Here is a 23,969-nt window from a genome sequence, read left to right as displayed (position 1 = left end):
AGTCGTTATGGTTTTCGAACAGATTTACGATGCCGGTAAGCTGTCGATACCTTCGATACGAGTTACTATACCATTATCATCAAAATAGACAATTAAGTGCTGGCTGGCATTTTTAACATCGGCGATACCTTTGCGGCGACCTTCTGTCCCTGCTTTATAATCGTAAATATAATCCCAGCGCTTAGGCTCTAATGTATCTTTAATTGCCGGACTGCCAAGAATATAAAGTACCTGATTTTGATTCATACCCACTTGTAGTTTTTGTGCTTGGGTTTGGGTAATGGCGGTACCTTGTGGCAAATCAATCTTATACACACTTAGTAATGAGCAGCCAGACATAGCGACAGCGGCACTAAGCATACTGGTAATGGCAATCTTGCGTACTGCGCTTGCAGAGCTTAACGAACGAAAATTCAATGTCTTTATCATGGTAAGATGACTCATAAAAAATGGGTTAGGCGCAGCTAAGAACCGATAAGGCTGGTCTTGCAGGCAATCTTGGACAAATGATACGTCATTTACTTGCAATTGCCTACCACTTACGACATTATTTACCAAACGCTATCTGGCGGTATTTATTATTTATATTTTAAATTCATAGACTTGGCGTCAAATTTTTATAAAAAATTGCTCTAGAAATTCGCCTAAGAGTGGCTAGATTTTTATGGTTGATATTTTTTTATCCGTTATTATTACTCATGATTAATGATTTTTAACTCGTGTTTTTTGAATTTATTTGCTAAGACTTTCATAGTCAGAAGGGATATTATGGCTTCTTTTACCAATCAAGATTTACGTAAAGCGGGTTTGAAAGTAACGTTACCGCGTATCAAAATTTTAGAGCTGCTTGAAAGCGCAGAGCTGCATCATATGAGTGCAGAAGAGGTGTACAAGGCGCTGATTGAGCAAGGTGAGGATGTGGGTCTCGCCACCGTTTATCGCGTGCTGACGCAGTTTGAGCAAGCGGGTATCGTTGAGCGTCATAACTTTGAAAACAATCTATCGGTATTTGAGATTACCCAAGAAGAGCATCACGACCACCTGGTTTGTGATGTCTGCGGTAAGATTATCGAATTCCATAATGAAATTATCGAAGAAGAGCAGACCAAAGTAGCGGCAGAGCATGGCTTTAAGCTATCGGGTCATTCTTTAGTGCTCTACGGTATTTGTGACAATCAGGCTTGCAAAGACAACGCAAAATAAGCGTTTCAAAAGAATAGCTGATACTGCTAATTTTAAGGCTATAAAAAAGCCCTCACATTCGATGAGGGCTTTTTTATGGAAAATACTGAATAAGTTAATAAGTAGGATCAAGCTAAGTAATATCAAGCTAAGTAATATCTAGCGATAAACTATCAGCGCCTTCATCTAAATTGGCGGTGCCATTTTTATTGCTCAATTTGATTTTTAAGCGCAAATCATTAGGCGAGTCGGCGTGCAGAATGGCTTCTTTATAGGTGATTTCGCCCTGTTCATACAAATCAAACAGCGCTTGGTCAAAGGTCTGCATACCGCTCTCGCGTGAGCGCGTCATCACATCTTTGATTTCATGAACCTCGCCTTTACGAATATAGTCACTAATTAGCTGTGAGTTTAATAAAATCTCAATAGCAGCGCGGCGTCCTTTGCCATCAGGCGTTGGAATCAGTTGCTGAGCGATAATAGCTTGTAAATTCAGCGATAAATCCATAAACAACTGATTATGGCGACTGGTTTCAAAGAAGTGAATAATACGGTCAATCGCTTGGTTGGCGTTATTGGCGTGTAAGGTAGCAAAGACCAAATGTCCGGTCTCCGCATATTGAATCGCGTAGCTCATAACCTCGCGGTTACGAATCTCGCCAATCAAAATAACATCAGGCGCTTGGCGTAAGGTGTTTTTCAGCCCCGCTTCAAAAGAGTGGGTGTCGATACCGACTTCACGCTGAGTAATGATACAACCGCGATGCTTATGGACAAACTCGATAGGATCTTCGATGGTAATAATATGACCATGTGAGTTCTGGTTACGGTGCCCAATCATTGCCGCAAGGGTGGTCGATTTACCGGTACCTGTTGCACCAACCAACAAGATAATACCGCGCTTTTTCATGGCCAGCTCTTTTAATGCTGGTGGCAGGCGCAGCTCTTCGACTGTCGGAATTTTATTCTCAATTTTCCGTAAAATCATCCCCGCCATGTCGCGCTGTATAAAAGCACTAACCCGAAAACGCGCTTGCTGAGCTTGGTCTGTAATCGCAAACTGACACTCATTGGTTTCATCGAACTCTTTTTGTTGGCTTGGCGTCATCACCCCTTTAACCAATCTCATGGTTTGCTCAGCCGTTAATGGCGTTTTACCCACGGGGAGAATTTTGCCATTAATTTTCATGGATGGCGCAACGTCAGCGGTAATAAAAAGGTCAGAGCCGTTTTTATTGATCATTAACTGTAAAAGTTTATCAATGTCCATAACGTACCTACACTTGGAATATATAGATTAAAAGGTGCTTCAATAAACTTTTAAAGACTGCCAATAACGACCATTAAAAATGAATAAAGCCGATTAATTAAAAATCTATGATTGTCAATTTGTAATGTTATTAAAACTTAGTGCTATAAAGGTTTAATGCTTTGAAAAACAGTGCTAAATAAACGCCTCAGGCTGCTTGGCATAAGGACGTGCAACATCTTTGCTAATAGTACCTTTTGAGACAAGATTTTTAAGCGTTTGGTCAAGGGTAATCATGCCATCACCAGCACCCGTCTGAATAGAGGAGTACATCTGGGCGATTTTGTTTTCACGTATCAAGTTACGAATAGCAGGCGTGCCTAGCATAATCTCATGCGCGGCAATTCGTCCGCCGGTTTGACGACGCAAAAGAGTCTGTGAGATGACCGCTTGTAATGACTCCGAAAGCATCGCTCGAATCATGTCTTTTTCAGCAGCAGGGAAGACGTCAATCACACGGTCAATGGTTTTTGCCGCTGAGCTGGTGTGCAAAGTACCAAAGACCAAGTGCCCTGTTTCTGCGGCGGTCAAAGCTAAGCGAATAGTTTCAAGGTCACGAAGCTCACCAACAAGGATAACGTCTGGATCTTCACGTAACGCAGAGCGCAACGCAGGCTCGAAACCTAAGGTATCGCGGTGGACTTCACGTTGGTTAATCAAGCTCTTTTTAGACTCGTGGACAAATTCAATCGGGTCTTCAATGGTTAAAATATGCTCTTTACGAGTTTCATTGATATAATCAATCATGGCCGCCAGCGTGGTAGACTTCCCTGAACCCGTCGGACCTGTAACCAATACTACGCCGCGTTTAAAGTCAGACACACGTTTGAAAACCTCGCCCATACCCAAGTCTTCCATGGTAAGGACTTTAGAGGGAATGGTACGAAAGACTGCGCCTGCGCCGCGATTTTGGTTAAAGGCGTTAACACGAAAGCGCGCCAAATTTGGAATCTCAAAAGAGAAGTCGGTCTCAAAAAACTCTTCAAAGTCAGCACGTTGCTTATCATTCATGATGTCATAAATAAGCTGATGCACAACCTGATGGCTCATCTCTGGCATATTGATACGGGTCATCTCACCATCGACACGAATCATCGCTGGCATACCGGCTGAAATATGTAAATCTGAGGCTTTATGCTTGACCGTAAAGCGCAGCAAGTCTTCGATGCTTAAATTATTCTTTTCAGCCATAATCGGATATTACTATCAATAAATAAGGGTGAGCCAAAAAGCGTATAGAATGTATAACGGATACTTATTCTATAACGCCATCTAAGCCAATCATCTTAAAAATATGTTGATCTTCGCTGTATTTGTTACCATTACTACTGTCTTTAGTAGTAAATGTTAGACCATGTAACAATATCATAACAAGACTATGGCTATTTAACCATCTACTATATAAATAAAATGCAAAAATAGTTCAGTAATTCTTAGTTTTATGAATATTGATTTATTATTTCTCTATTAAAAGAGTATTTATCAAAAGTTAAAATAACTTATAAAAATAATGATCTAAGACAATAGCATCCTTTATCCCTGTGAGCCTTTTATGAACGATATCTCTAAGCAAACCCATAAAAATAATATTCCTACTGACATTATTTCACCTAACATGCAAAATGAGGAAAGTGATGTCAATAATATAAATCTAATTGAAAGTTGGCAGCAGGTTAATAAGCAGGTGGCGCAGGCGTGTGCCCAAGCGACAAAGCAGCATCATGAAGTCACTTTACTGGCGGTATCCAAAACCAAGCCTGCTGAGATGGTTGCGACATTAGTACAGCAAGGGCAGCGCGATTTTGGCGAAAACTATCTACAAGAAGCGCTTGAAAAAATACAAGTTTTGCGAGAACAGCCAGAATGCGAATCTATCATTTGGCATTATATTGGTAGTATTCAGCGTAATAAGACCCGTGATATTGCTGAGCATTTTGATTGGGTGCAAACGCTGGAGCGCGAGATTATTGCCAAGCGTCTTAATGAGCAACGCCCAGCCGAACTACCGCCGCTTAATGTGCTGATACAAGTCAATATCGATAATGAAGACAGCAAGTCCGGCTGTTTACCAGCCGAATTGCCCGCATTGATATCTGCCATTAAACATTACGAGCGCTTGCAACTGCGTGGTTTGATGATTATTCCGGCAAAAGCCAACACCGATGCCTTTGCTCGCACCAAGCAGTTATTTGAAGATATCAAGATTGAGCATCCAGAATTGCCGCAGTGGGATACGCTGAGCATGGGCATGAGTGGTGACATGGGTGAAGCCATTGCCAATGGCTCTACCATGGTGCGCGTCGGCACGGCAATATTTGGCGCGCGTGCTTAATTTTGAGCTTGTCATTAATTGACTGTTAAATCATTAAGTCAATATTAAATCAATTCATCAAATGTTAATACCAGATTTGAACCGCTCTTTTTACTTAACCGTTTCTTCAAGTTTGGTGACGAGTAGTTGGGTAATTTTAAGATTGTCGGTAGCGATAATCTCAAAACGATAATTGGCGTATTCGATGGTATCGGTTTTTTTAGGAATTTTGCGCAGCATATACATCATAAAGCCGCTGATGGTTTCATAGTTCTGACTGCGCGGCAAATTGACAATATCTAGCGCTCGAATGACGTCTTCAATCGGCGTCATACCATCGATAAGCCAAGAGTTATCCGTACGCTGCACGATAGGCTGCTCTTCAACGGTCACTAGCTCACCCATCACAATACTCATCACATCGCGTAGGGTAATGACGCCAACCACCAAGCCATATTCATTAACGATAACGGCAAAGTCAGCACCCGTTGATTTAAACATCTCTAATACTTCAAACAAAGACAAGGTATCGGGTACAAATAACGCCGGTTTTAATAGCGTTTTGTCAGTTAGGCTGACTTCTTGTTGGTTAAGTACCAAGGCTAAAAAGCTGCGCGACTCTACATAACCGATAATTTGTTCTAAATCGTCTTCCTCACAGACCAAAAACTTATTATGCGGCTGCGCAATCATCACCTCGACCACTTCCTCTGTACTGGTCTTGCTATCAAAATAGACGATATGCTCACGCGGATTCATCACTGAGGTGACGGTACGCTCTTGCATCTCAAAGATGTTTTCGATCAAATGGTGCTCTTGTTTTTTGAGCACACCAGCTTCAGCGCCAGCGTCCATTACCGCATAGATATCTTCTGGAGTAATGTCATCTTGGCGGATGGTTGATATGTCAAAAAGCTCAAAGATAAGGTTTGCGGCGCCATCAAAGACCCAAATAACCGGCTTAAAAATAAAAGTCAGTGCCATCATAGGGCGTACCAGTCGCACAGCAAAGATCTCTGCATTAGACATCGCCAAGCGCCTAGGCATCAAATCAGCAAGTAGGGAAAATAAACTGGTAATAAGCACGAATGAGATGATAGATGCCGCCGCTTCATGCTTGATTAACAGCTGCAAATAAGGGCTAATGGCTGACTCACCAACCGCACCGGCTGAAATGGCGACGGCGTTCAGAACAACTTGCACCACAGTAATAAATCCACCAGGATTTTCTTGCATATGCAGGACATCAAGGGCGCGGACTTCGCCTTCTTTTGCCATGATTTGTAGCTTAATCTTGCGACCAGCAGCGATGGCAATCTCGGCGGCAGAGACAAAAGCACTCAAGGTAAGTAATAAAAGAAGGAAGATAGTAGCGGTGATCAAACTCATGACGGACTCGGATAAAAATAGGTAGGGTAGTTAAATTAAAAACAGTAGTTGGGATAAGGTGAAGTAAGAGATTATGTATAAAAATTTGGGGTAAGTAGCAGTTAATGAAAATTATTTATCAATAAAAACTAAAAAAGCTGGGTAAGCACCCAGCTAATTATAAAACACTTGAATAAAGGGTGGTGTTCTAAAAAGTATGCTGGCATCAGACGTAGCCATAATTGACATAAAAGAACACCAGATCGAATACTTTAAAGTGATTATCAAGCTTTTTTGAGAAGCAACAAGTCTTTCTAACCGCTCGACGTAATCGGTGTCTCAAGCGACAGTTATTACCTTCTATACCTACCGTATGCTGTTTGCCAACTCGCTTATGATCTGGTTTAAAAGCCGTTATAAAGCTATCCCAATTGTCCATACTAATAGAGTCATAGCTGACTTTGAGCTGCTTTAGACGTGCTCTTAGCTTCTTAGCCGTTCTCAAATCACGTTTGCCCCAGACATAAGCGACAATCTCACCCGTATCACGGTCATAAGCATAAATAAGCCAGACTTTACGTTTCTTGCGATACACGTAAGTCCAGAACTCATCAACTTCTAAGCGTTCATAGTAGCTCTGCTTAGGCGCAATCTTATATACGGATGAGCTTATGGTGCTTAGCACTTTACCAATGCTAACTGAGGCTATAATAGCAATGTCTCTAATGCCACAGCCTCTCACTGTCATTAGCCGTATTTTATCTTCTATTCTAGAGTGACAGCCGTTATAAGTTAAGGCATGATCACCAATGAACTGACGCTTGCAGGCTTTGCATTGGTAGTTTTGCTTGCCATAGCTTTTTTTGCCATTTTTCTTTAAACTGGGACTGTGACAGTCGGGGCAGTTGATATCTATTTGTGTCTTCATAACCTCAAATATATCATCTTGCCTCGGCTGTCACTCTCCTTTATTACCTCAGCATACTTTCTGATACACCACCGAATAAAGTTATATAAAAACTTAAATCTATCCAACCTTTTAGTTTGTCATTTAAATAGACGTTAATCTAAAAAATAACGGCATATCTAAAAGGTTGTAATGATAAATCAGTAGTTAATTCTTAGCCTTTTATTGACCATTTATTCACCAATGGGAAACGACGCTCGCGACCAAAGGCTTTATGGCTAATCTTAGTGCCAATCGGTGCTTGCGAGCGTTTATACTCGCTGTTATCAACCATTTTGATAACCTTGGCGACCAAGTCAGCATCAAAGCCTTTATCGACAATATCTTGATAGCCCATATCTTCATCGATATACGACATTAAGATACCATCTAAAACGTCATAATCAGGCAGGCTATCTTGGTCTTTTTGATCAGGACGCAGCTCAGCCGATGGCGGACGCGTAATCACGCGCTCAGGGATAACCGGCGTATCTTCTAAGCGGTTACGGTAGCTGGCAAGTTTATAAACTTGTGATTTATAAACGTCTTTTAGCACATCAAAGCCGCCGGCCATATCACCGTATAACGTTGAATAACCAACCGCTAACTCTGATTTATTACCCGTAGTAATGACCAAATGACCAAATTTATTAGACAATGCCATCAGCACCACACCGCGTGCGCGCGCTTGGATATTCTCTTCGGTAGTATCAGCAGGTGACTTATTAAATAGTGGCGCTAAGGTATGGCGGATACCTTCAACCGCATCAAAAATCGGGCAAACGGTATAAGAAACGTTTAAGCGACGGGCCTGTGCTTGCGCATCTTCTAAGCTGATTTGTGAGGTGTATTCGTACGGCATCATCACCGCATAGACTTTATCAGCGCCCAGAGCGTCGACAGCGATACACAAGGTCAAGGCTGAATCGATACCGCCTGATAAGCCAACGATGATGCCAGTAAAGCCTGAAAGATTGACATAATCACGTAGACCAACGACCAGCGCTTGGTACATCTCCGACTCACGGCTTAATGATAAAGGCGCTTTTGCTTGCGTATCAAATTTCGCCGTCTTCACATTAAATGTCGCTAGCATGAGCTGATTCATAAAGCGTGATGCTTCGTGAGCAACGCTGCCATCGGCTTGAATCGCCATAGAGCCGCCGTCAAAGACCAAGTCATCTTGACCGCCAACAGCGTTTAGATAAACGATAGGCAAGTTGTTTTCGCGACTACGTTTGGCCAGCATGGTTTTACGGTTGTCTTGTTTTTCAATCTCGAACGGTGAGGCGTTTAAGCTCACAATCAGGTCAGCGCCTTGTTTTTTAAGCTCGGCAATTGGACCTTTTTCCCACAAATCTTCGCAGATAAGCAGACCGATAGTAATGCCTTTATAGTCAAACAATACTTGGTTGCGACCTTTATCAAAATAACGACGCTCATCAAATACGCCATAATTTGGCAGGATTTGCTTGTGATAAAAGCCTTTTTGATGACCGTTATGCAAAATCGCAGCCGAGTTAAAGGTGCCATGATGGTCGACATGCGGATAGCCCACAATCATCACGATATCATCGATATCACTTAAAGACGACAGCGCGCTTTTGATACGTCCTGAAAGACTAGGGCGTAGCAATAAATCTTGCGGTGGGTAGCCCAATAATGCTAACTCTGGGAAGATAATAACATCAGCACCTTGCTCACGGGCTTGTAGTGCGAGCGTGCGCATTTTTTCAGCGTTAGCAGTGATATCACCAACCAAAAAGTGCGATTGGGCTAGCGCAAAAGTCACGCTGTCTTGCGGTTTAGATGCCGTATTGGCGTCATTTGAGGCAGTAGAATTGGGATTATCAGTATCTTTTGCAGTGTCTCTTGACATTGTTATTGTTCCTATCAATAGGTTGTGTAAATGTGTTGAATCCGTCTTGGTTTCAAATAAAACCAAATCAAAGTAATTTATAAAAGTAACGCAAAATATAAGTGTTTAAACAGGCACTCAAAACACGACGCTTGAATAGTGAGTCGAAATAATGAGCGCCAAGCTTGGATAGGCATCAATATAATGCTTATCGACAATACCAAAATATGCAGCGCCGCTCTAAATACCAGTGATTAAGACAGTCTAGAGTAGGGTGGCAGATGAGGATTGCAAGAAGTAATTTTCAAAACGCCAAGGCTGATAATGCTAAAAACCTATAAGGTCATACTAACTTAACAGCATTCGAGCGTTCAGATTAATCCCTTTAGTATAACATCAATTGTCGGTACTAATAGAACTGAGCAGTGATTTAGCTGGCAAGATACCACAGCATAATTGACTAAAAAGGCGATAGATAGCCGTTATGCTACAAGGATAAATCTACTCAGGAGTTTTTACGTGCAAGCACCCATATTCACTGTTAATGCCTACAGATAAATGTAAGTAAAGATTACAACATAGTCTTATTTATTGGGTTTATTTTATTGCATAATAAACCGTTACTGTCGGCGGGTTACCTCATTTAAGCGCAGGTAAATATCAAATTAACGCTATTTTAATCAGCAAAGATTGTTTTTAGAAATTAATGCTGTTTTGCTAGCCAAATATGATGTTTATAAAGGTGCTGTATGGTACGGTAGCTGTATTGCGCGCTGTATTGCGCGCTGTATTGCGCGCTGTATTGACAGCAACTATTTTACGCCGCAGTTATGATGAAACTTATTATCCAGTATTAACTATTACCTAATATTTACCACCTGACATACTCGCTAAGGGATACCAATAATGGACATGGTCTGTAACGCACATGCTCTGTGATTTTTATCCACCTATTTATAAACGTTACAGCAAAGCCGGATTGGCTTTTTGCTGCCTGCTCTTGGTTTATACGCTATGATTGAAAACTGGACAAAAGAATTTCTTATTCAGCGCTTATTGGCCATTACCTTATTGGTGGTGCTGTTCGTATTATGTTTCCAAGTCGTACAGTTTTTTATTGTACCAGCGCTATGGGCAGCGATTTTAGCCTACGTGACTTTCCCTATTTATAATTTTTTTCACCAAAGAGTTCGATTCAGCTCAAACTTTAGCGCCGCTATTATGACGGTGAGCATCACGCTTATGATTGGTGTGCCGCTCGTCGTTGGTATCTTTATTTTGCAGCAAGAAGCGTTAAGCCTCATTAGTAATTTAGTTTATCGCATCAAAGTGGGCTATTTGGATGTGCCTGATTCTGTCAAAGATTTGCCCATCATCGGTCAGCAAGTCAAAGATGTGCTATGGAGAATCAATAAAAACCCTGAGGGGACGCTAGAGGCTTTTCGTCTTTGGGTACAGTCGCACCTGTATTATGGCAAAGTCGCTTTTGATGTCGTCTTCAGTGGTTTGGCCAAACTTGGGATGGCGCTGATGACATTGTTTTTCTTTTATCGCGATGGCACCAGCTTGGTACGTCAAATCCGTCAAGCGCTGCGTAATATCATTGGCAATCGTATCGATGGTTATATTGATTCGGTCGGTACGACCACGCGCGCGGTCGTCTATGGTATCGGCTTGACCGCATTGGCGCAGGCATTACTCGCGGGTATTGGTTACTATTTCGCTGGCGCGCCAAGTCCTATCTTACTCACCATTGTGACTTTTATCATTGCCTTAATTCCCTTTGGTACGCCATTTGTTTGGGGCGCGGTATCGATTTGGTTATTGAGCCAAGGACATACCGTAGAAGGGATAGGCTTAGCGCTCTGGGGTATACTGGTTATTAGTTGGGTTGATAACCTTATCCGTCCTATCGTCATTAGCGGCGCGACCAAAATCCCTTTTATCATTATTTTTATCGGGGTATTGGGCGGTTTAACCGCGTTTGGTTTTGTTGGTTTATTTATTGGTCCTGTGGTATTGGCAATCGGCCTTGCCGTATGGCGTGAATGGATATCACAGCATAAGAACGAATTATTTGCCCAGCAAGAAGGGATGCTGGTTGACGGTCCACTGCAACCTAAGATGGCTGAGCAAAAAGCTACTGAGCAAAATAAAGACGAAAATACCGTTTCTACTGACCAAACAGAAGGTTAAAAAGAGAAGCGCATAAAGTTTGATAATAAAAAATACACTGTCCTAATGATGCGATGGTTGATAAGAAACCTTTATAAATAGGGATATTTAAAGATGCCTAATGCCAGCACTACGAATAACGATAATATGCGTCCTCTGACCATTGTTGCTGATAGCAATATCGCCAGCCTTAATGAGTTTTTTAACGTATCAACGCTTGGGCAAGAGACGAAGCGTAAGGTGAAGATTTTTGCCGTCGCTGGACGTGATATCAATGCCCAGTTGCTCGCAGAGTTGCAACCTGATGTGCTATTGATACGTTCGGTAACGCCAGTAGGCGCGGCGCTATTGGCAGATAATAACAGTGTGAAGTTTGTTGGTTCGGCGACCATCGGTACCGATCATGTCGATCAAGACTATTTGGCAGCACGCAATATAACCTTTGCTAATGCTGCTGGCTGTAGTAAGCATTCGGTTGCGCAATATGTACTAACTGCGGCCTTAACCTTACGCCCGCAGTATTGGCAGCCATCGATGCCGCCAGTAACCTTAGGCATTATCGGACTGGGCAATATTGGCAGCACCCTTGCGCAATATGCTCATGATTTAGGTTGGCAGGTATTGGGTTACGATCCGCTGCTGCCTGCATCGAATATTAATAATGCCAGCTTTGCGCAAGTGCTTAGCCAAAGTGATGTTATCAGCTTGCATGTGCCGTTAACCGATAAAAAAGATAATAATAATCCTAATGGCAGTGACTATCCAACACGGCATTTAATTGATAAAAATGCCTTGGACACGATGCCAGCAGATACATTATTAATCAATAGCGCGCGCGGAGCGGTTATTAATGCGCATGAGTTAGCAGCTGATATTGAACGTACGGGTCGCCAAGTGGTGCTCGATGTTTTTGAGCATGAGCCAGAGATTGCTGAGCGCTTACTGTCCAAACTTGCGATTGCCACACCGCATATCGCAGGCTACACGGTCGAAGGTAAACTGCGTGGTACGCAAATTATCTATGATGCGCTTTGTGAAAAATTGGCGGTCACACCGGCGCAGTCTATGCATACGCTATTGCCGCTCAATATGTTTTTATGGTCTGAGCTAAAGGCGCATCCGGAGAGACTGATTAAGTTTTATAATATCATGCAAGATGATGCTGCATTACGAAGTAAGTTAGCTGATGGTCAAGTAAAGGGCGCCGACTTTGATCAATTGCGCCGAGATTATCATTTACGCCGTGAATGGCAGACGTAAAATTCAGGTGTTTTTAAAAGTCAGGCAGCCTTAAAACTTAAAACATCATTTTAAAATCTATTTTTTATCCTTAAATTGCAGTAAATAATAATGACTCAAGCAAGTAATTCCTTTTCTAAACCCAGCTATGCGCCGACCATGACCGTATCAATGGCACAAAAGCGTGCGCAATTCATGAGTGCTATTCGGCAATTTTTTGCCACGCGTCACGTGCTCGAGGTACAGACGCCCTTGTTATCGCAAGCAGGCAATACCGATACCTTTTTGCAATCAGTGGCGGCGCAGGTCACCTACCAAGATAAACCTTGCACCTATTATCTGCATACGTCGCCTGAGTTCGCTATGAAGCGGCTACTTGCTAGCTGGCAGGTGCCCATTTATCAGATTTGTCCGGTATTTCGAGATAATGAAATAGGTGTGCGTCATAATATTGAATTCACCATGCTCGAATGGTATCAGCCGAACTACAGCTTAGATGATATGGCTGCTGAATTGGGCGAGCTACTTGAAGCGCTTTATGGTTATCCGATTGTGCTGAGTCATTACCGTTACGTCGATGCCTTTATGGATTTCGTTGGTATCCATCCGTTAACGGCCAGTATTGCGGCGCTACAAGCAGTGGCCGAAGATAAGGGTTTAACAGGGTTTGATTTTAATAGTGCAGAAAATGGTGCCACCAATAGTGAAGAAGATATTCGTCAAAGCTGGTTAGATTTACTATTTAGTCATGCCGTCGAGCCAAATTTGGGTCATGATTTGCCGACGTTGATTATAGAGTATCCCCCTGCAACGGCGGCATTGGCAAAAACGGCTAAGGATAAAGACGGTAATACAGTTGCTAAGCGCTTTGAGCTCTATATCAATGGTATTGAGATTGCCAATGCTTACGATGAGCTGGCAGATGGGCAGGCGTTAAGAGCGCGCTTTGAGCGCGACAATCAATTGCGTCAGCGTCATAACTTGCCACAAATGCCAATCGATGAGCATTTATTAGCAGCGTCTGATGACTTAATACCTTGTAGCGGTATCGCCGTCGGTATTGATAGATTGTTGATGGTTATAACAGGCGCTAGCAGCTTAGAGGATGTGATTCCTTTTCCCAGTGGCTTAGCTTAGTTGCTCTTTGATATCGTTTAACGTAACCGTTAATTTTTAAACAATCTATCAGAAAAAAGCGCGTAAACCGGAAGGCTTACGCGCTTTTCTATTATGGTACTGCTTTTAATAATGCTGCAAAGCTGCATATTGTTTATTATAACTTTTGTTTATTACAGTTTAGCAAGCGCTGCATCAATGGTAGTTTCGCCATTGTGCAAGCTCAAGACTTTTTTAGCCGTATTCTTAGCATTGAGTACAGCTGCCAACGTCGTAGCCACATCTGCAATTGAGTTTTCACCCGCATTGTCATCATTAATAGTGATTTTACCCGTTGCTTCACGCTCTTTTAACGCACCTGCTTGCACGATGGTGTAGTCAAGGTTGCTATTATTAACCAACCACTGATCGGCGTAATGCTTACAGATATAGTATTCTTTTAAATCGGCAATACCAGGCTGATTCCATTTGCTGGTATCTAATGAAAATACTGTACTTAACATGATATAGCGTTTGATACCTTTATCTTCTGTTGCTTGCATGGTTTTGACCGCACCATGTAAATCAACTTCTAAGACGTCTTTACCACCAGAACCAGCAACAAAGTAAACGGCATCGATATCTTGCTCGATTTGCTGTTGAATAGCATCTTTTTCAGCAGTAATATCTAAATCTAACTGACTATAATGGTCATCACTAAAGAGTTTTTCTTCTTGACGGGTAGTACCAATCACTTGATGGTTATCTGCTAATAACTGCTTAACCAAATCTGTACCCACTCGACCACTGGCGCCAATCACTAAAATTTTCATATTCATTCCTATTTTTATATGCGTTTTATATACGTTATCGTTATTTTAAAATTTATCGTTTAAAAACCATTTGTTTAAAAACCAGTTATTCAAAAACCGATTGTTTTAAAAGCTGCATATAGCGTAACAAGAATGATGAGCACACTTCGTTATGAAGCGTGCCGGTTGCATAGTGTTTGGTTATGGAGTGTATACGGTTTGCAAGCCTGTGCTTTATAAAAACTGTTCTTTATAAAGGTGCTCTCTATAAAAATTGCTATTTATAAAAGCAGTTATTTATAAGAATAATAAAGTCATAAGAAGGACTAGAAAAGTTAGCTGTCAAATAATGCGTAAGAAAATTAACGTACTAAGCGATTCAGACCATCGGCAAAGGCTTTTTTATCGCGGTCACCATAAGGTTTCTGGCCACTCATTTCTTGCAGCTCGAGCACGCCCGTGCCACGCATGGTATCCATAAAATCGCGCATATTAAGCTTTTGCTTGATGTTATTTTTATCATAGACCATACCGCGGGTGGTTAAAACCATACCGCCTTTATCCAAAATATCATTGGCCAAGGGAATGTCGCTAGTGATGGCTAAATCGCCTGGCTGGATTTGCTCAACGATATAATCATCGGCTTTATCAAACCCTGATGGCACCACTGTCATGACGAGCAGCGGTGATTTGCGTAATTTAATGTGCTGATTGGCGACAAATATCGCCATGGTTTGGGTACGTTCAGCCGTTTTGATAATCAAATCTTTGGCAATCAGTGGCACCGAATCCGCATCTACCCAAATCTGCATTATTTCTGAGCCTTATCTGTATTTGATAGCTGGTCGTTTGATAGCTGGTCTATATCTCCTAAACCCTCTGGTTGGCTCTCTTTAACATTGATAGCCGCATCTTCTACAGCGTGGCCAGTTTCCGTGCTGGCTGTTTGCTCTGGTGTTTTTGCTTGGTTCTCGGTAACCGTAGGCGCTAACTTTTTATCAAGACCAACTTTATTAGGCAAGACAGCAACCAGTTTAGCAAGGGCGATATCTAAGTCAGCAACGTCATTTGGCATCAAGGTAATATGCGCAATTTTACGATCCTCGCGCTCAGCCTTATGGTAGCTATGATAATGGGCGCCATCGATATTGAGCACCGCGCTGATATCAGGATATTGACCCAATACATTCAGCATAATCGCTGGGTGGACGTTATCGGTATCGCCTAAGGGTAGATTGACCACCGCGCGAATATGGTTCTCAAACTGACTGGTAATCGCGCCTTCGATACTCCAATGTCCAGAGTTATGGACGCGTGGGGCAATCTCGTTGGCCAGCAGATAGTCGTTACCACGCGTATCTTTGCTCACAAATAGCTCAAGCGCCATCACACCAACATAACCTAGATGATTCATCACCGTGGTAATGGCATTGGTTGCTTGTTGGAACAAATGGCTAGTACCAACGGCAGGCGCGCGGGTTTTGGCCAATATGCCATTATGATGATGGTTTTCGACCAAATCATAGCAGCGTACTTGACCGTTTTGGGCGCGTGCAGCAATGATAGATACTTCACGGCTAAAGTTAATAAAGCCTTCTGCAATGAGTGGTGCAGGCGTTGGCGTTAGTGCGCCTTTACCGCTAACCGCATCTTTAAGCTCATGCCAAGCAACGGTAATATCACTTTCTTCTTTGATGACAAACTGACCTTTACCGTCATAACCACCGCGGCTGGTCTTTAGGACGATAGGCAATCCTAGCTCGTCGCAAGCTTGCTTTAATTCTGCCTCAGAATTAACCACCATAAAGGGTACGGTGGCGATATCAAGCTCATTAAACATGCCTTTTTCTTTTAAGCGATCTTGGGCGATATCAAGAGCAATCGGTGGTGGAAACATGCCTTGCTTGCTGCCAGATTTTGACAGGCTGGCCAATTGCTCAACGGTAGCAGTAGGCGTGTTTTCAAACTCTAAGGTAAAGACGTCAGCTGCGGCAATAAATGCTTCTAATTGCTCGCTATGAAAAACTTTTCCGTATAGGCTGGCAGGACATTCGGCATTGTCTTCTAAAAATACGCACTGATAACCGAGCGGCATGGCGGCTTCGGCGAGCATCATACCAAGCTGACCACCGCCTAAAATACCAATGGTACGAATGGTTTGGGTTACAGGATAAGCGTTCGCTGTAGTCATGGCAGGCTCTTTACATTAAAAATGAATAAGGGATTTTGAGTACTAATATCTAAAACTTACGGGATAAAACTTATGCGATTAAAATAGGAAAAGGTGCACTGTATGCACCTTGTATTTAGTAGAACGCATCTGAGTAAAAATATCAAGTTTAGAATATTGAGCGTTAATTTGGTATTCATGTTTGATATTTAGAGTTAAAAACCAGATGATTGTGCTTAATTTTTTTTTGTTAAAATTGCAGTTCTGCTAAGGGTGTTTTTGTCAAAACTTAACGCAATCTGGCTGAGTTTACTTACTTTATTGATTAATAATACCGGGTGTTGGGCTGGCAAGAATGGTATCAGTTTGCGCTTGGCGCATATTATCCAGCTTAGTCGCAATTGATTCATCATGCAATGCTAACACCTGAATAGCAAGAAGGGCAGCGTTATAGGCGCCAGCTGCACCAATCGCTAATGTCCCAACGGCCACGCCTTTTGGCATTTGTACGATAGAAAGTAAGCTATCCCAACCACTGAGTATTGATGATTTAACAGGGACACCAAAGACAGGTAGCGGCGTTTGACTGGCACACATACCGGGCAGATGCGCGGCACCACCAGCCCCAGCGATAATCACCTGCAAGCCATTACCTTTGGCGCTTTTGGCATAATCAAACAATCTATCAGGAGTACGATGCGCTGACACCACTTCACATTCAAAGGCAATATCAAAGTCGGCAAGCAATTGCGCCGCGGCACTCATGGTTGCCCAATCAGACTGCGAGCCCATGATAATACCTACTTTTGGCTGACCAGCAGGAGAAGTGATTGGGCTGCTTTGCTCAACAGGGGTAACGGTAGCCGATGTAGTGCTCATGCTTTGATATCCTCAAAAGGACCATCATACAAAAGTTTTGCTGCCTTCGTAAAGCCAAGTTTGCTGTTTAATGGCAAAGCTGGCTAAATAACGCCGATTTTATGCATTTATCTTTTTTTATGCCTTTATCTTTGAGTCTTCATCATGACGATACTGTACGAAGTTATGGGCTTTAAGCGGTAATGGCTGCTCGGTATCCAGCTGATAGCAGGTTAAATAACCGCTATCAATCGCTGCCGAATAATCGGTACAAGCAACCTGCGGGCTAAGGGGTTGCGGCGCGCCTGTTAGCCAATAATGACCGACGAATACCGGTTTATGAGTTTTAAGGGCAAATTCGATATTTTCCGCTAAGGCATCGCTTGGAATCTGTGCCAATCCTGAGCTTGGCGCACGGGCAATCTCATGAATAGTGCGTTTATTCAGCTCATCAAGCCACCAACGCACGCGTACTTGCGAGCGCGCTGCCCCATCTTTGTCGACCATGACTAAACCATCGGGTAATGCCGTTTCTACGCCTTTTAGCACGCGCTCAAGCGCTTCATAAGCAGGGCTATGCTTTTGCGCCGTGGCGACAACGGCGTCAGGCGTTAAGCAATTATCGGCAGTCAATAGCGGCTTTAATACCGCCATGCTATCGACATCCCAGCAAGCGTGTACAAAGCAAGCATAGTCAGTTTCAAGCCACAATGGAATCTCATAAAAGCGCTGCAACCAATATTGATGCGCTTCTGAGCCAAACGGTACTTCGGCTAAAAAGGTTTCATGCTGGCGCACATGAACATCACTATGCGAGCGTAAATAGCTCTCAGGTTGCTTTGGGTCAAGCATAGCAAAGGTGAGCGCATTGTATTCATGATTGCCCATCACCGCATCGGCAACGCCTGCATCTAGCATAGCAAAGACTATCTCTAGCGAGGCTGCTTGCTGTGGCCCACGGTCAATGAAATCACCAATAAATAGCGCCCGATGACCCGCTGGCGGTACAAAATAGGTGCCATTATGAACATAGCCCAACTGCTTTAGGAGTCCGACCAACTTGTCAGCATAACCGTGAATATCACCAATAACATCTATAATCATAATAATTATCAAATTCTTAAATGTTTTATTAAATATAAGTTTGCGCAAGATACTAAGCAATACAAAGCGATCTAAATAGCGATATAAATGAAGCATTCCTTGGCTATTTAAACTGCGTTAATGAACTAAGCTTCGATTTCAGTTTTTTTACTAAAATTGAATACTGAGCTTTATGACTTGGTTTTAATAGCATCTCTAAAACCCAGGAGATAAGAGCGCATTTAAAAAGTGCGGTAGTACTTGAGGTTCTAAAATAATCGTCGCAATTACCCCAAACGCGCCGCCCCACATATGTGCCATATGATTGATATTAGAGCCGCCGCGTTTATCGGCATAAATACTATAAGCGACGTAAGCGACCGCAAATAATATCGCTGGGATAGGGACAACGGCAAATAGATAAATCTTTTCCCATGGCGCCAGCAGAATAAAGGCAAATAAGACCGCCGATACACCGCCTGACGCCCCTAGGCTTAAGTAGCTGGCACTATCTTTATGTTTAATATAGCTGGGAATCATCGCGACAACGATAGCCAACACATAAAAAACCACGAAACCATAACCGAATAAAAACGACTGATATAAGCCTTCGATAGCCCGACCAAAAAAGTATAGGGTAAACATATTAAACAGCAAATGCATCCCATCAGCATGAATGAAACCATGCGTCACAAAGCGATCCCATTGACCATTTTTCACCGCCGGCGGATAGAAAATAAGTCGATTAAACACTGCTTTGTTTTGCCATGCCAATAAACTGACAATCACGGTGATAATAATAATAAGCGTCGTATGGTTAAACAAAGGGGAGTCCTTAGGCCGAGCCTGATAGATGGCAATGATATAAATCGTAACGCTTAAAGCCCAAGTGTCTTGGCTCAATAACAACTACTATTATGATAATAATAACGCTAAAACGGTAAGCTAAAACGGTAATTAGCTACTATAAATAGCTACTAATATAAGTAACCACTAAATATGAGTAATGATAAAGCATTCAGGCATGATATTAGCAATAATAACAGCGATGCCGAGGCAAAAAACCAATACACGACAAAATTGTGCTTTAATAATCGTTTATATTAAATAATATAACAGCGTAGCAGGCAGAATGAGTAATGCTTCGTATACTGACCGTAACGATTCACCACAGCATAAAGACCAAACATAATAGTTAATAATAGACCTAAAAATTAATAATAAAGTTCTGGCAGTCGTTTAGGTTTATGGCATTAAGCGTTGTCAAATTCATTGTTATTTAATTTATAGTCATTTAAAAAGTAATGAAAGTTATAAATGATAGGCAATTTATATACCAATATTGCTTGTTACGCGTTCAGCTTCCTACAATTTTTAGAATATAAAGTTAAATTAAAAAAATACATCTCCGTTATATCCCCTAAATCAACGCCGACAGAGGCAATAACTTATGAATATTATCGACCAATTAGAACAAACGGTGACCTCAGCGGTGTTGGGTGGCTATAGTAATGACGACCATACTAATCAAGCTGATAATGGTAATGTGTCCCATGTCAGCTTATTAGAGCAGTTTTATGCCATTTTGGCGGCGCGTTTGGCGTTGCCACAAGTTTACTCGCAGTTACTGCGTGATGATCAGCCGATTGCTAATGACAATATAATAGAGACGCCGTTATTTGAGCAATTATGGCAAGCACCGAACGCGCGCCAAGTTATTATTCAAGAGCTTGCGGCTACTCATCATATTGATGAACTCACCACCACAAAGCTTATTATGAATGCTGCACCGCTGGTTTATCGTGAGCTCAAAATAATGGCAAATGGGCAGTTCTTGCCGGCATTTTTGCAAAGCCAGCAACCCACATTTCGCCATTATCTGCCGATATGGGCGGCTCCAATGATTACCGCGGCGCAACATGCTGAGGATGAATTGTTCAATGCTCAAAGTACGCTAGCTGAGATAGCTGCTACGCCTGTTTTATTAAATAAGCATGATGCCACTGAAGCAAGTAGGGCAAATCCTTCTGCGAACTTGATAACAGAACCAAATATGGCAGCAGAACTTGCTAATGAAAGTTTTGATAACAGTCTAAGTACAGCGGCTATCGATACAGGTGCTATCCACGCCAATCCCGCAGCCGAGCCTTTCCCAAACTTTGTGTAACTGCTTATAATCCACTAACCGGAGAATAAGCAATGACTACTCAATCTGACATTAAAAAACTGGCCGAGCAAATGGCTGGTAGCATGAAAAGCTTCGATGACATCAAAGACTTCCAAAAGCAGCTCATGCAATCCTTTATCGATACTGCCCTTGAAGCTGAAATGGAAGACCATCTCGGCTACCCCAAACATGAAAAGGCGGATAAACCTAATAAGCGTAACGGGCACACTAAAAAGAGAGTCCACAGTGACACAGGCGATCTTGAGATATCCACCCCAAGAGACCGCGGTGGCAGCTTTGAGCCTGTACTCGTTAGTAAGCATCAAACCCGTATCTCAGGTCTCGATGATAAAATCATATTCCTTTACGCCAAGGGTCAAACCACCACCGAGATTGTAGAGAGCATTAAAGAGCTCTACGATGTCGACATCTCAAGCTCTCTTATCTCAAGAGTCACCGATAATATATTAGAGGACATCACCGCTTGGCAGAACAGGCCGCTGAGCAGTGTTTATCCTATCGTCTATTTGGACTGCATCGTCGTTAAGGTACGCCAAGACAAGCAGATCATCAACAAGGCGATCTATCTGGCGCTAGGCGTGGGACTTGATGGTAAAAAAGAGCTGCTTGGCATGTGGCTATCAGAGAACGAAGGCGCTAAGTTCTGGCTAGGTGTTCTCACTGAATTACAAAACCGCGGGGTACAAGATATCCTCATTGCCTGTGTCGACGGCTTAAAGGGCTTCCCTGATGCCATCAACACCGTCTACCCCAACGCTCAGGTTCAGCTGTGTATCGTACACATGCTGCGCTATTCGATGAAGTTTGTGCCGTGGACAGATAAAAAGGCCGTAGCGGCTGATTTAAAGGCCATCTATGGCGCTGATACGCTTGAGATAGCAGAGGCCAATCTTGAACACTTTGATGAGACTTGGGGCACAGAGTACCCACATGTCATCAAGTCTTGGCGTAATAACTGGGAGGGCTTAACGGTGTTCTTTGAGTATCCTAAAGACATCAGAAAAGTGATTTATACCACCAATGCTATTGAGTCTTTAAACAGCGTGATTCGGACAGCGGTGAATAAGCGTAAGGTGTTCCCATCTGATCAGGCAGCATTCAAAGTGGTGTACTTAGCCACCCAGCAGGCGTCTAAAAAGTGGTCGATGCCAATCCGTAACTGGACGTCTGCTCTGAATCGTTTTATGATTATGTTTGATGACCGTATCAGTAAGCATTTAATCTAAATGGCAGTTACACAGAATCTGGGATGGTCTCCCAGTCGCCCATAACTATTAACGCATCGTTTTTATTTTGAACTGACTATACTTAAAACAGTTAATGCAAATTTCTATTTAACTTACCAACTACAGTGAAAGTTAAGCGATTAGCTGTTCATATGTTAGTAATTTGTACTTTCTAAGCATTGCAGTTACGAGTAACAACCGAAACATTACTTATCGTAGCAATTGCACAACAGCCTGTCGATTGTGAACACATACTTAATACTTTTATAATAACAAAAGTTGAATCTAGTTATGGCTGCTATCTAATACTATTAACTTAATATTAATAGCATGAGCTCATATTAAATAGCAGCCATAAAATATCAATATCAACGCTCTACTTTATCAACGCTCTACTTTTTGAGAATGCACGCGATATAAAACAAGCCATTTAAAATAACAATTCATTGAGGAATGACATTATGGATATTATCAGTCACTTAACGCGGACGGTCAGTCCAGCAGTGCTAGGAGATGACCGCACTCCTGCTAAGAAAAATTTACTTGAGCAGTTTTATGCTATTTTTGCCGCGCGCCTAGCCGATAACGATACCTATAATCGTTTTGCTAATGAAAATATCGCCCGTGATGATCAAGGGTTTTATGATCGGGTATGGACAGATGGCGCGCACCGTGACCAAATCGCTCGTGAGCTGGCTGGTAAACATAATGTTGACGCTACTGCTGCGCGCGGTTTAATTGCAATGGCCGCGCCACTGGCCTATCACGAAATCAAAAGCTTGGCAGGAACGACGCCTGTACCGCAGTTTTTAAATGACAATCTTGCTAGTTATCAGCATCATATCCCAGCATGGGCGAGTGCAATTTTACCTGCTGGTATGATTGCGGCTGCACCCGCTGGCGCTCGCGTGTCTGATACGGTCAGCACTGACCCTATCCGCCGTGAAGAGGAAGAAAAAGGCAGCTTTATGAAAGCGCTGCTACCGATTATTGGACTGATTATCTTGGGTGCGTTGGCGTGGGCGCTACTAAGAGGTTGCCAAGACAATCCTGAGCCAGTCGGCAAGCCTGTTGCTACTGAGCAGCAAGCCGTGAACGATGATGGGCAATCAGTGGTTGCCGCGGATATTGAACCTGCGTCATTGCGTATTGCGACTGGCGAAAACAGTGAGCTATACGCTTGCCGTATGAACGTTGGTAATGAGACGCTACAGGGCAATGTTATGGACGCTCTGACCGCCACATTTGGCGATGAAGCCAATAATTGCCGTGCGGATGTCGATGATAACTTCTCAATTGACATGCCAGCTGCCGCTCAACTTGCGTCTATATTACCTATCGTCAAAAACGTACCGAATGCGAGCATGTTAATCAAAGGCGATACGATTACCGTTAATGCGCCTGACGCTGCGGCATTAGATAAATTGGTTGCAGATTTACAAGCGGCTGCGCCAGCGATGACCGTCAAGCCAGAAGCGCCATTAGATACCCAAGCTGAGATTGATAATAGCTTAACGGCGTCTCAAGCAGCGATGGATAACCTTGGCCAAAACCCTGACCCGCAAGATGTGGCTCGTGCGCTCAGCCTACAAGTGGTGAATTTTGAAGTAGATAAAGCAGTGATTCCTGATGCCAATAAAGCGCTATTAGACCGCGCTGTAAAATTGATGGAACAAGTACCAGATATGAAGTTGATGATTATTGGTCATACTGATAAAACTGCTGATGCTGCTTACAATATGAAGCTGTCAGAAGAGCGTGCCCAATCTATGAAAGATTATTTGGTCGCGCAAGGCGTTGATCCAAGTAAGCTGATGACTAAAGGTATGGGTGAGACCGATCCTATTGCTGAAAACGCCACTGAGCAAGGTCGTTTCCGTAACCGCCGTATTGAGTTTGTGGTCTATGATGAGACAGCAAATGCAAACGATGGCATGGCGATTAGTAACAGTGCCCTTGACCCAGACTTAAATCCATTAGACAGTGATAATGATGATCTAATGCCTGATGCTGATGATGCCAGTCGTGGTACGGCATTAGACCCACAAGCAAGTACCAGTAATTAGTATCATTTTAGACGCGCTTATGGATAACCAGTAAGCTTTAAGTGGAATTCGAATAGCAAAAAAACCGCATCTTGATAAGGTGC

21 protein-coding genes are annotated in these 23,969 nt (G+C 42.7%); 9 read left to right on the top strand and 12 right to left on the bottom strand.

The window, feature by feature from the left end; translation table 11 throughout:
* Positions 1–24 precede the first annotated feature (24 nt).
* A complete protein-coding gene (locus tag QJS82_RS10630) occupies positions 25–444 on the bottom strand; it encodes an outer membrane protein assembly factor BamE (RefSeq protein ID WP_183619781.1) in 420 nt (139 codons plus the stop codon).
* A 324-nt stretch (positions 445–768) separates the two neighbouring features.
* Between QJS82_RS10630 and fur the strand changes: the two genes are divergently transcribed.
* Positions 769–1,203 (top strand): ferric iron uptake transcriptional regulator, encoded by a 435-nt coding sequence (gene fur / locus QJS82_RS10625; protein WP_201562358.1) that lies wholly within the window; start codon positions 769–771, stop codon positions 1,201–1,203.
* A gap of 127 nt (positions 1,204–1,330) precedes the next feature.
* Here the strand turns inward: fur and QJS82_RS10620 are convergent, their stop codons facing one another.
* Both QJS82_RS10620 and QJS82_RS10615 read right to left on the bottom strand, forming a co-directional pair.
* Entirely contained in the window at positions 1,331–2,452 is a 1,122-nt protein-coding gene (locus tag QJS82_RS10620; protein WP_201619098.1) for a PilT/PilU family type 4a pilus ATPase, read from the bottom strand.
* 174 nt (positions 2,453–2,626) lie between these two features.
* Complete coding sequence (locus QJS82_RS10615; protein WP_149490560.1) at positions 2,627–3,682, bottom strand: type IV pilus twitching motility protein PilT; 1,056 nt, start codon at positions 3,680–3,682, stop codon at positions 2,627–2,629.
* Positions 3,683–4,106: 424 nt separating this feature from the next.
* On the opposite strand from QJS82_RS10615, the gene QJS82_RS10610 reads away from it, so the two are divergent.
* Positions 4,107–4,823, top strand: a complete 717-nt coding sequence (locus QJS82_RS10610; protein WP_438656712.1) for a YggS family pyridoxal phosphate-dependent enzyme — start codon at positions 4,107–4,109, stop codon at positions 4,821–4,823.
* 90 nt (positions 4,824–4,913) lie between these two features.
* On the opposite strand, the gene paeA is transcribed toward QJS82_RS10610, so the two are convergent.
* From paeA to QJS82_RS10595, 3 genes are all read right to left on the bottom strand, one after another.
* Positions 4,914–6,191: a polyamine export protein PaeA gene (paeA, locus tag QJS82_RS10605; RefSeq protein ID WP_281490449.1), complete on the bottom strand. Its 1,278-nt coding sequence runs from the start codon at positions 6,189–6,191 to the stop codon at positions 4,914–4,916.
* A gap of 205 nt (positions 6,192–6,396) precedes the next feature.
* Positions 6,397–7,098, bottom strand: coding sequence for an IS1 family transposase (locus QJS82_RS10600; RefSeq protein WP_200662116.1), 702 nt, complete (start codon positions 7,096–7,098; stop codon positions 6,397–6,399).
* 193 nt (positions 7,099–7,291) lie between these two features.
* A complete protein-coding gene (locus tag QJS82_RS10595) occupies positions 7,292–8,995 on the bottom strand; it encodes an NAD+ synthase (RefSeq protein ID WP_201562350.1) in 1,704 nt (567 codons plus the stop codon).
* A gap of 706 nt (positions 8,996–9,701) precedes the next feature.
* On the opposite strand from QJS82_RS10595, the gene QJS82_RS10590 reads away from it, so the two are divergent.
* From QJS82_RS10590 to epmA, 4 genes are all read left to right on the top strand, one after another.
* Positions 9,702–9,842, top strand: coding sequence for a hypothetical protein (locus tag QJS82_RS10590; protein ID WP_281490448.1), 141 nt, complete (start codon positions 9,702–9,704; stop codon positions 9,840–9,842).
* Positions 9,843–9,988: 146 nt separating this feature from the next.
* The gene (locus QJS82_RS10585) at positions 9,989–11,170 is read left to right on the top strand and encodes an AI-2E family transporter (protein ID WP_227692274.1); all 1,182 of its coding nucleotides are present in this window, start codon (positions 9,989–9,991) and stop codon (positions 11,168–11,170) included.
* 126 nt (positions 11,171–11,296) lie between these two features.
* The gene (locus QJS82_RS10580; protein ID WP_281491714.1) at positions 11,297–12,409 is read left to right on the top strand and encodes a 4-phosphoerythronate dehydrogenase; all 1,113 of its coding nucleotides are present in this window, start codon (positions 11,297–11,299) and stop codon (positions 12,407–12,409) included.
* A 90-nt stretch (positions 12,410–12,499) separates the two neighbouring features.
* Positions 12,500–13,525 (top strand): EF-P lysine aminoacylase EpmA, encoded by a 1,026-nt coding sequence (epmA, locus tag QJS82_RS10575; protein ID WP_281490447.1) that lies wholly within the window; start codon positions 12,500–12,502, stop codon positions 13,523–13,525.
* A gap of 152 nt (positions 13,526–13,677) precedes the next feature.
* Here the strand turns inward: epmA and QJS82_RS10570 are convergent, their stop codons facing one another.
* The 6 genes from QJS82_RS10570 to QJS82_RS10545 all read right to left on the bottom strand — a co-directional run bounded on the left by QJS82_RS10570 (position 13,678) and on the right by QJS82_RS10545 (position 19,231).
* On the bottom strand, positions 13,678–14,316 hold the full coding sequence (locus QJS82_RS10570) for an NAD(P)H-binding protein (RefSeq protein ID WP_281490446.1): 639 nt from the start codon (positions 14,314–14,316) through the stop codon (positions 13,678–13,680).
* 341 nt (positions 14,317–14,657) lie between these two features.
* Positions 14,658–15,107 carry a YaiI/YqxD family protein gene (locus QJS82_RS10565; protein WP_281490445.1) on the bottom strand — a complete coding sequence of 150 codons (450 nt, stop codon included), beginning with the start codon at positions 15,105–15,107 and terminating at the stop codon, positions 14,658–14,660.
* Positions 15,107–16,486 carry a 5-(carboxyamino)imidazole ribonucleotide synthase gene (locus QJS82_RS10560; RefSeq protein ID WP_281490444.1) on the bottom strand — a complete coding sequence of 460 codons (1,380 nt, stop codon included), beginning with the start codon at positions 16,484–16,486 and terminating at the stop codon, positions 15,107–15,109. The genes QJS82_RS10565 and QJS82_RS10560 overlap by 1 nt, the downstream gene beginning before the upstream one ends.
* Before the next feature lie 297 nt (positions 16,487–16,783).
* Entirely contained in the window at positions 16,784–17,344 is a 561-nt protein-coding gene (gene purE / locus QJS82_RS10555; RefSeq protein WP_281490443.1) for a 5-(carboxyamino)imidazole ribonucleotide mutase, read from the bottom strand.
* Between the two features lie 117 nt (positions 17,345–17,461).
* A complete protein-coding gene (locus QJS82_RS10550; protein WP_281490442.1) occupies positions 17,462–18,427 on the bottom strand; it encodes a metallophosphoesterase in 966 nt (321 codons plus the stop codon).
* A 195-nt stretch (positions 18,428–18,622) separates the two neighbouring features.
* A complete protein-coding gene (locus QJS82_RS10545; protein ID WP_281490441.1) occupies positions 18,623–19,231 on the bottom strand; it encodes a rhomboid family intramembrane serine protease in 609 nt (202 codons plus the stop codon).
* 625 nt (positions 19,232–19,856) lie between these two features.
* Between QJS82_RS10545 and QJS82_RS10540 the strand changes: the two genes are divergently transcribed.
* The 3 genes from QJS82_RS10540 to QJS82_RS10530 all read left to right on the top strand — a co-directional run bounded on the left by QJS82_RS10540 (position 19,857) and on the right by QJS82_RS10530 (position 23,886).
* On the top strand, positions 19,857–20,573 hold the full coding sequence (locus QJS82_RS10540; protein WP_281490440.1) for a hypothetical protein: 717 nt from the start codon (positions 19,857–19,859) through the stop codon (positions 20,571–20,573).
* Between the two features lie 32 nt (positions 20,574–20,605).
* Positions 20,606–21,820: an IS256 family transposase gene (locus QJS82_RS10535; RefSeq protein WP_281490439.1), complete on the top strand. Its 1,215-nt coding sequence runs from the start codon at positions 20,606–20,608 to the stop codon at positions 21,818–21,820.
* A gap of 461 nt (positions 21,821–22,281) precedes the next feature.
* Positions 22,282–23,886, top strand: a complete 1,605-nt coding sequence (locus tag QJS82_RS10530; RefSeq protein ID WP_281490438.1) for an OmpA family protein — start codon at positions 22,282–22,284, stop codon at positions 23,884–23,886.
* Positions 23,887–23,969 lie beyond the last annotated feature (83 nt).

Source organism: Psychrobacter maritimus (genome assembly GCF_029953575.1).
Classification (GTDB): domain Bacteria; phylum Pseudomonadota; class Gammaproteobacteria; order Pseudomonadales; family Moraxellaceae; genus Psychrobacter; species Psychrobacter maritimus.
This window is presented reverse-complemented; position numbering and strand designations above follow the sequence as displayed.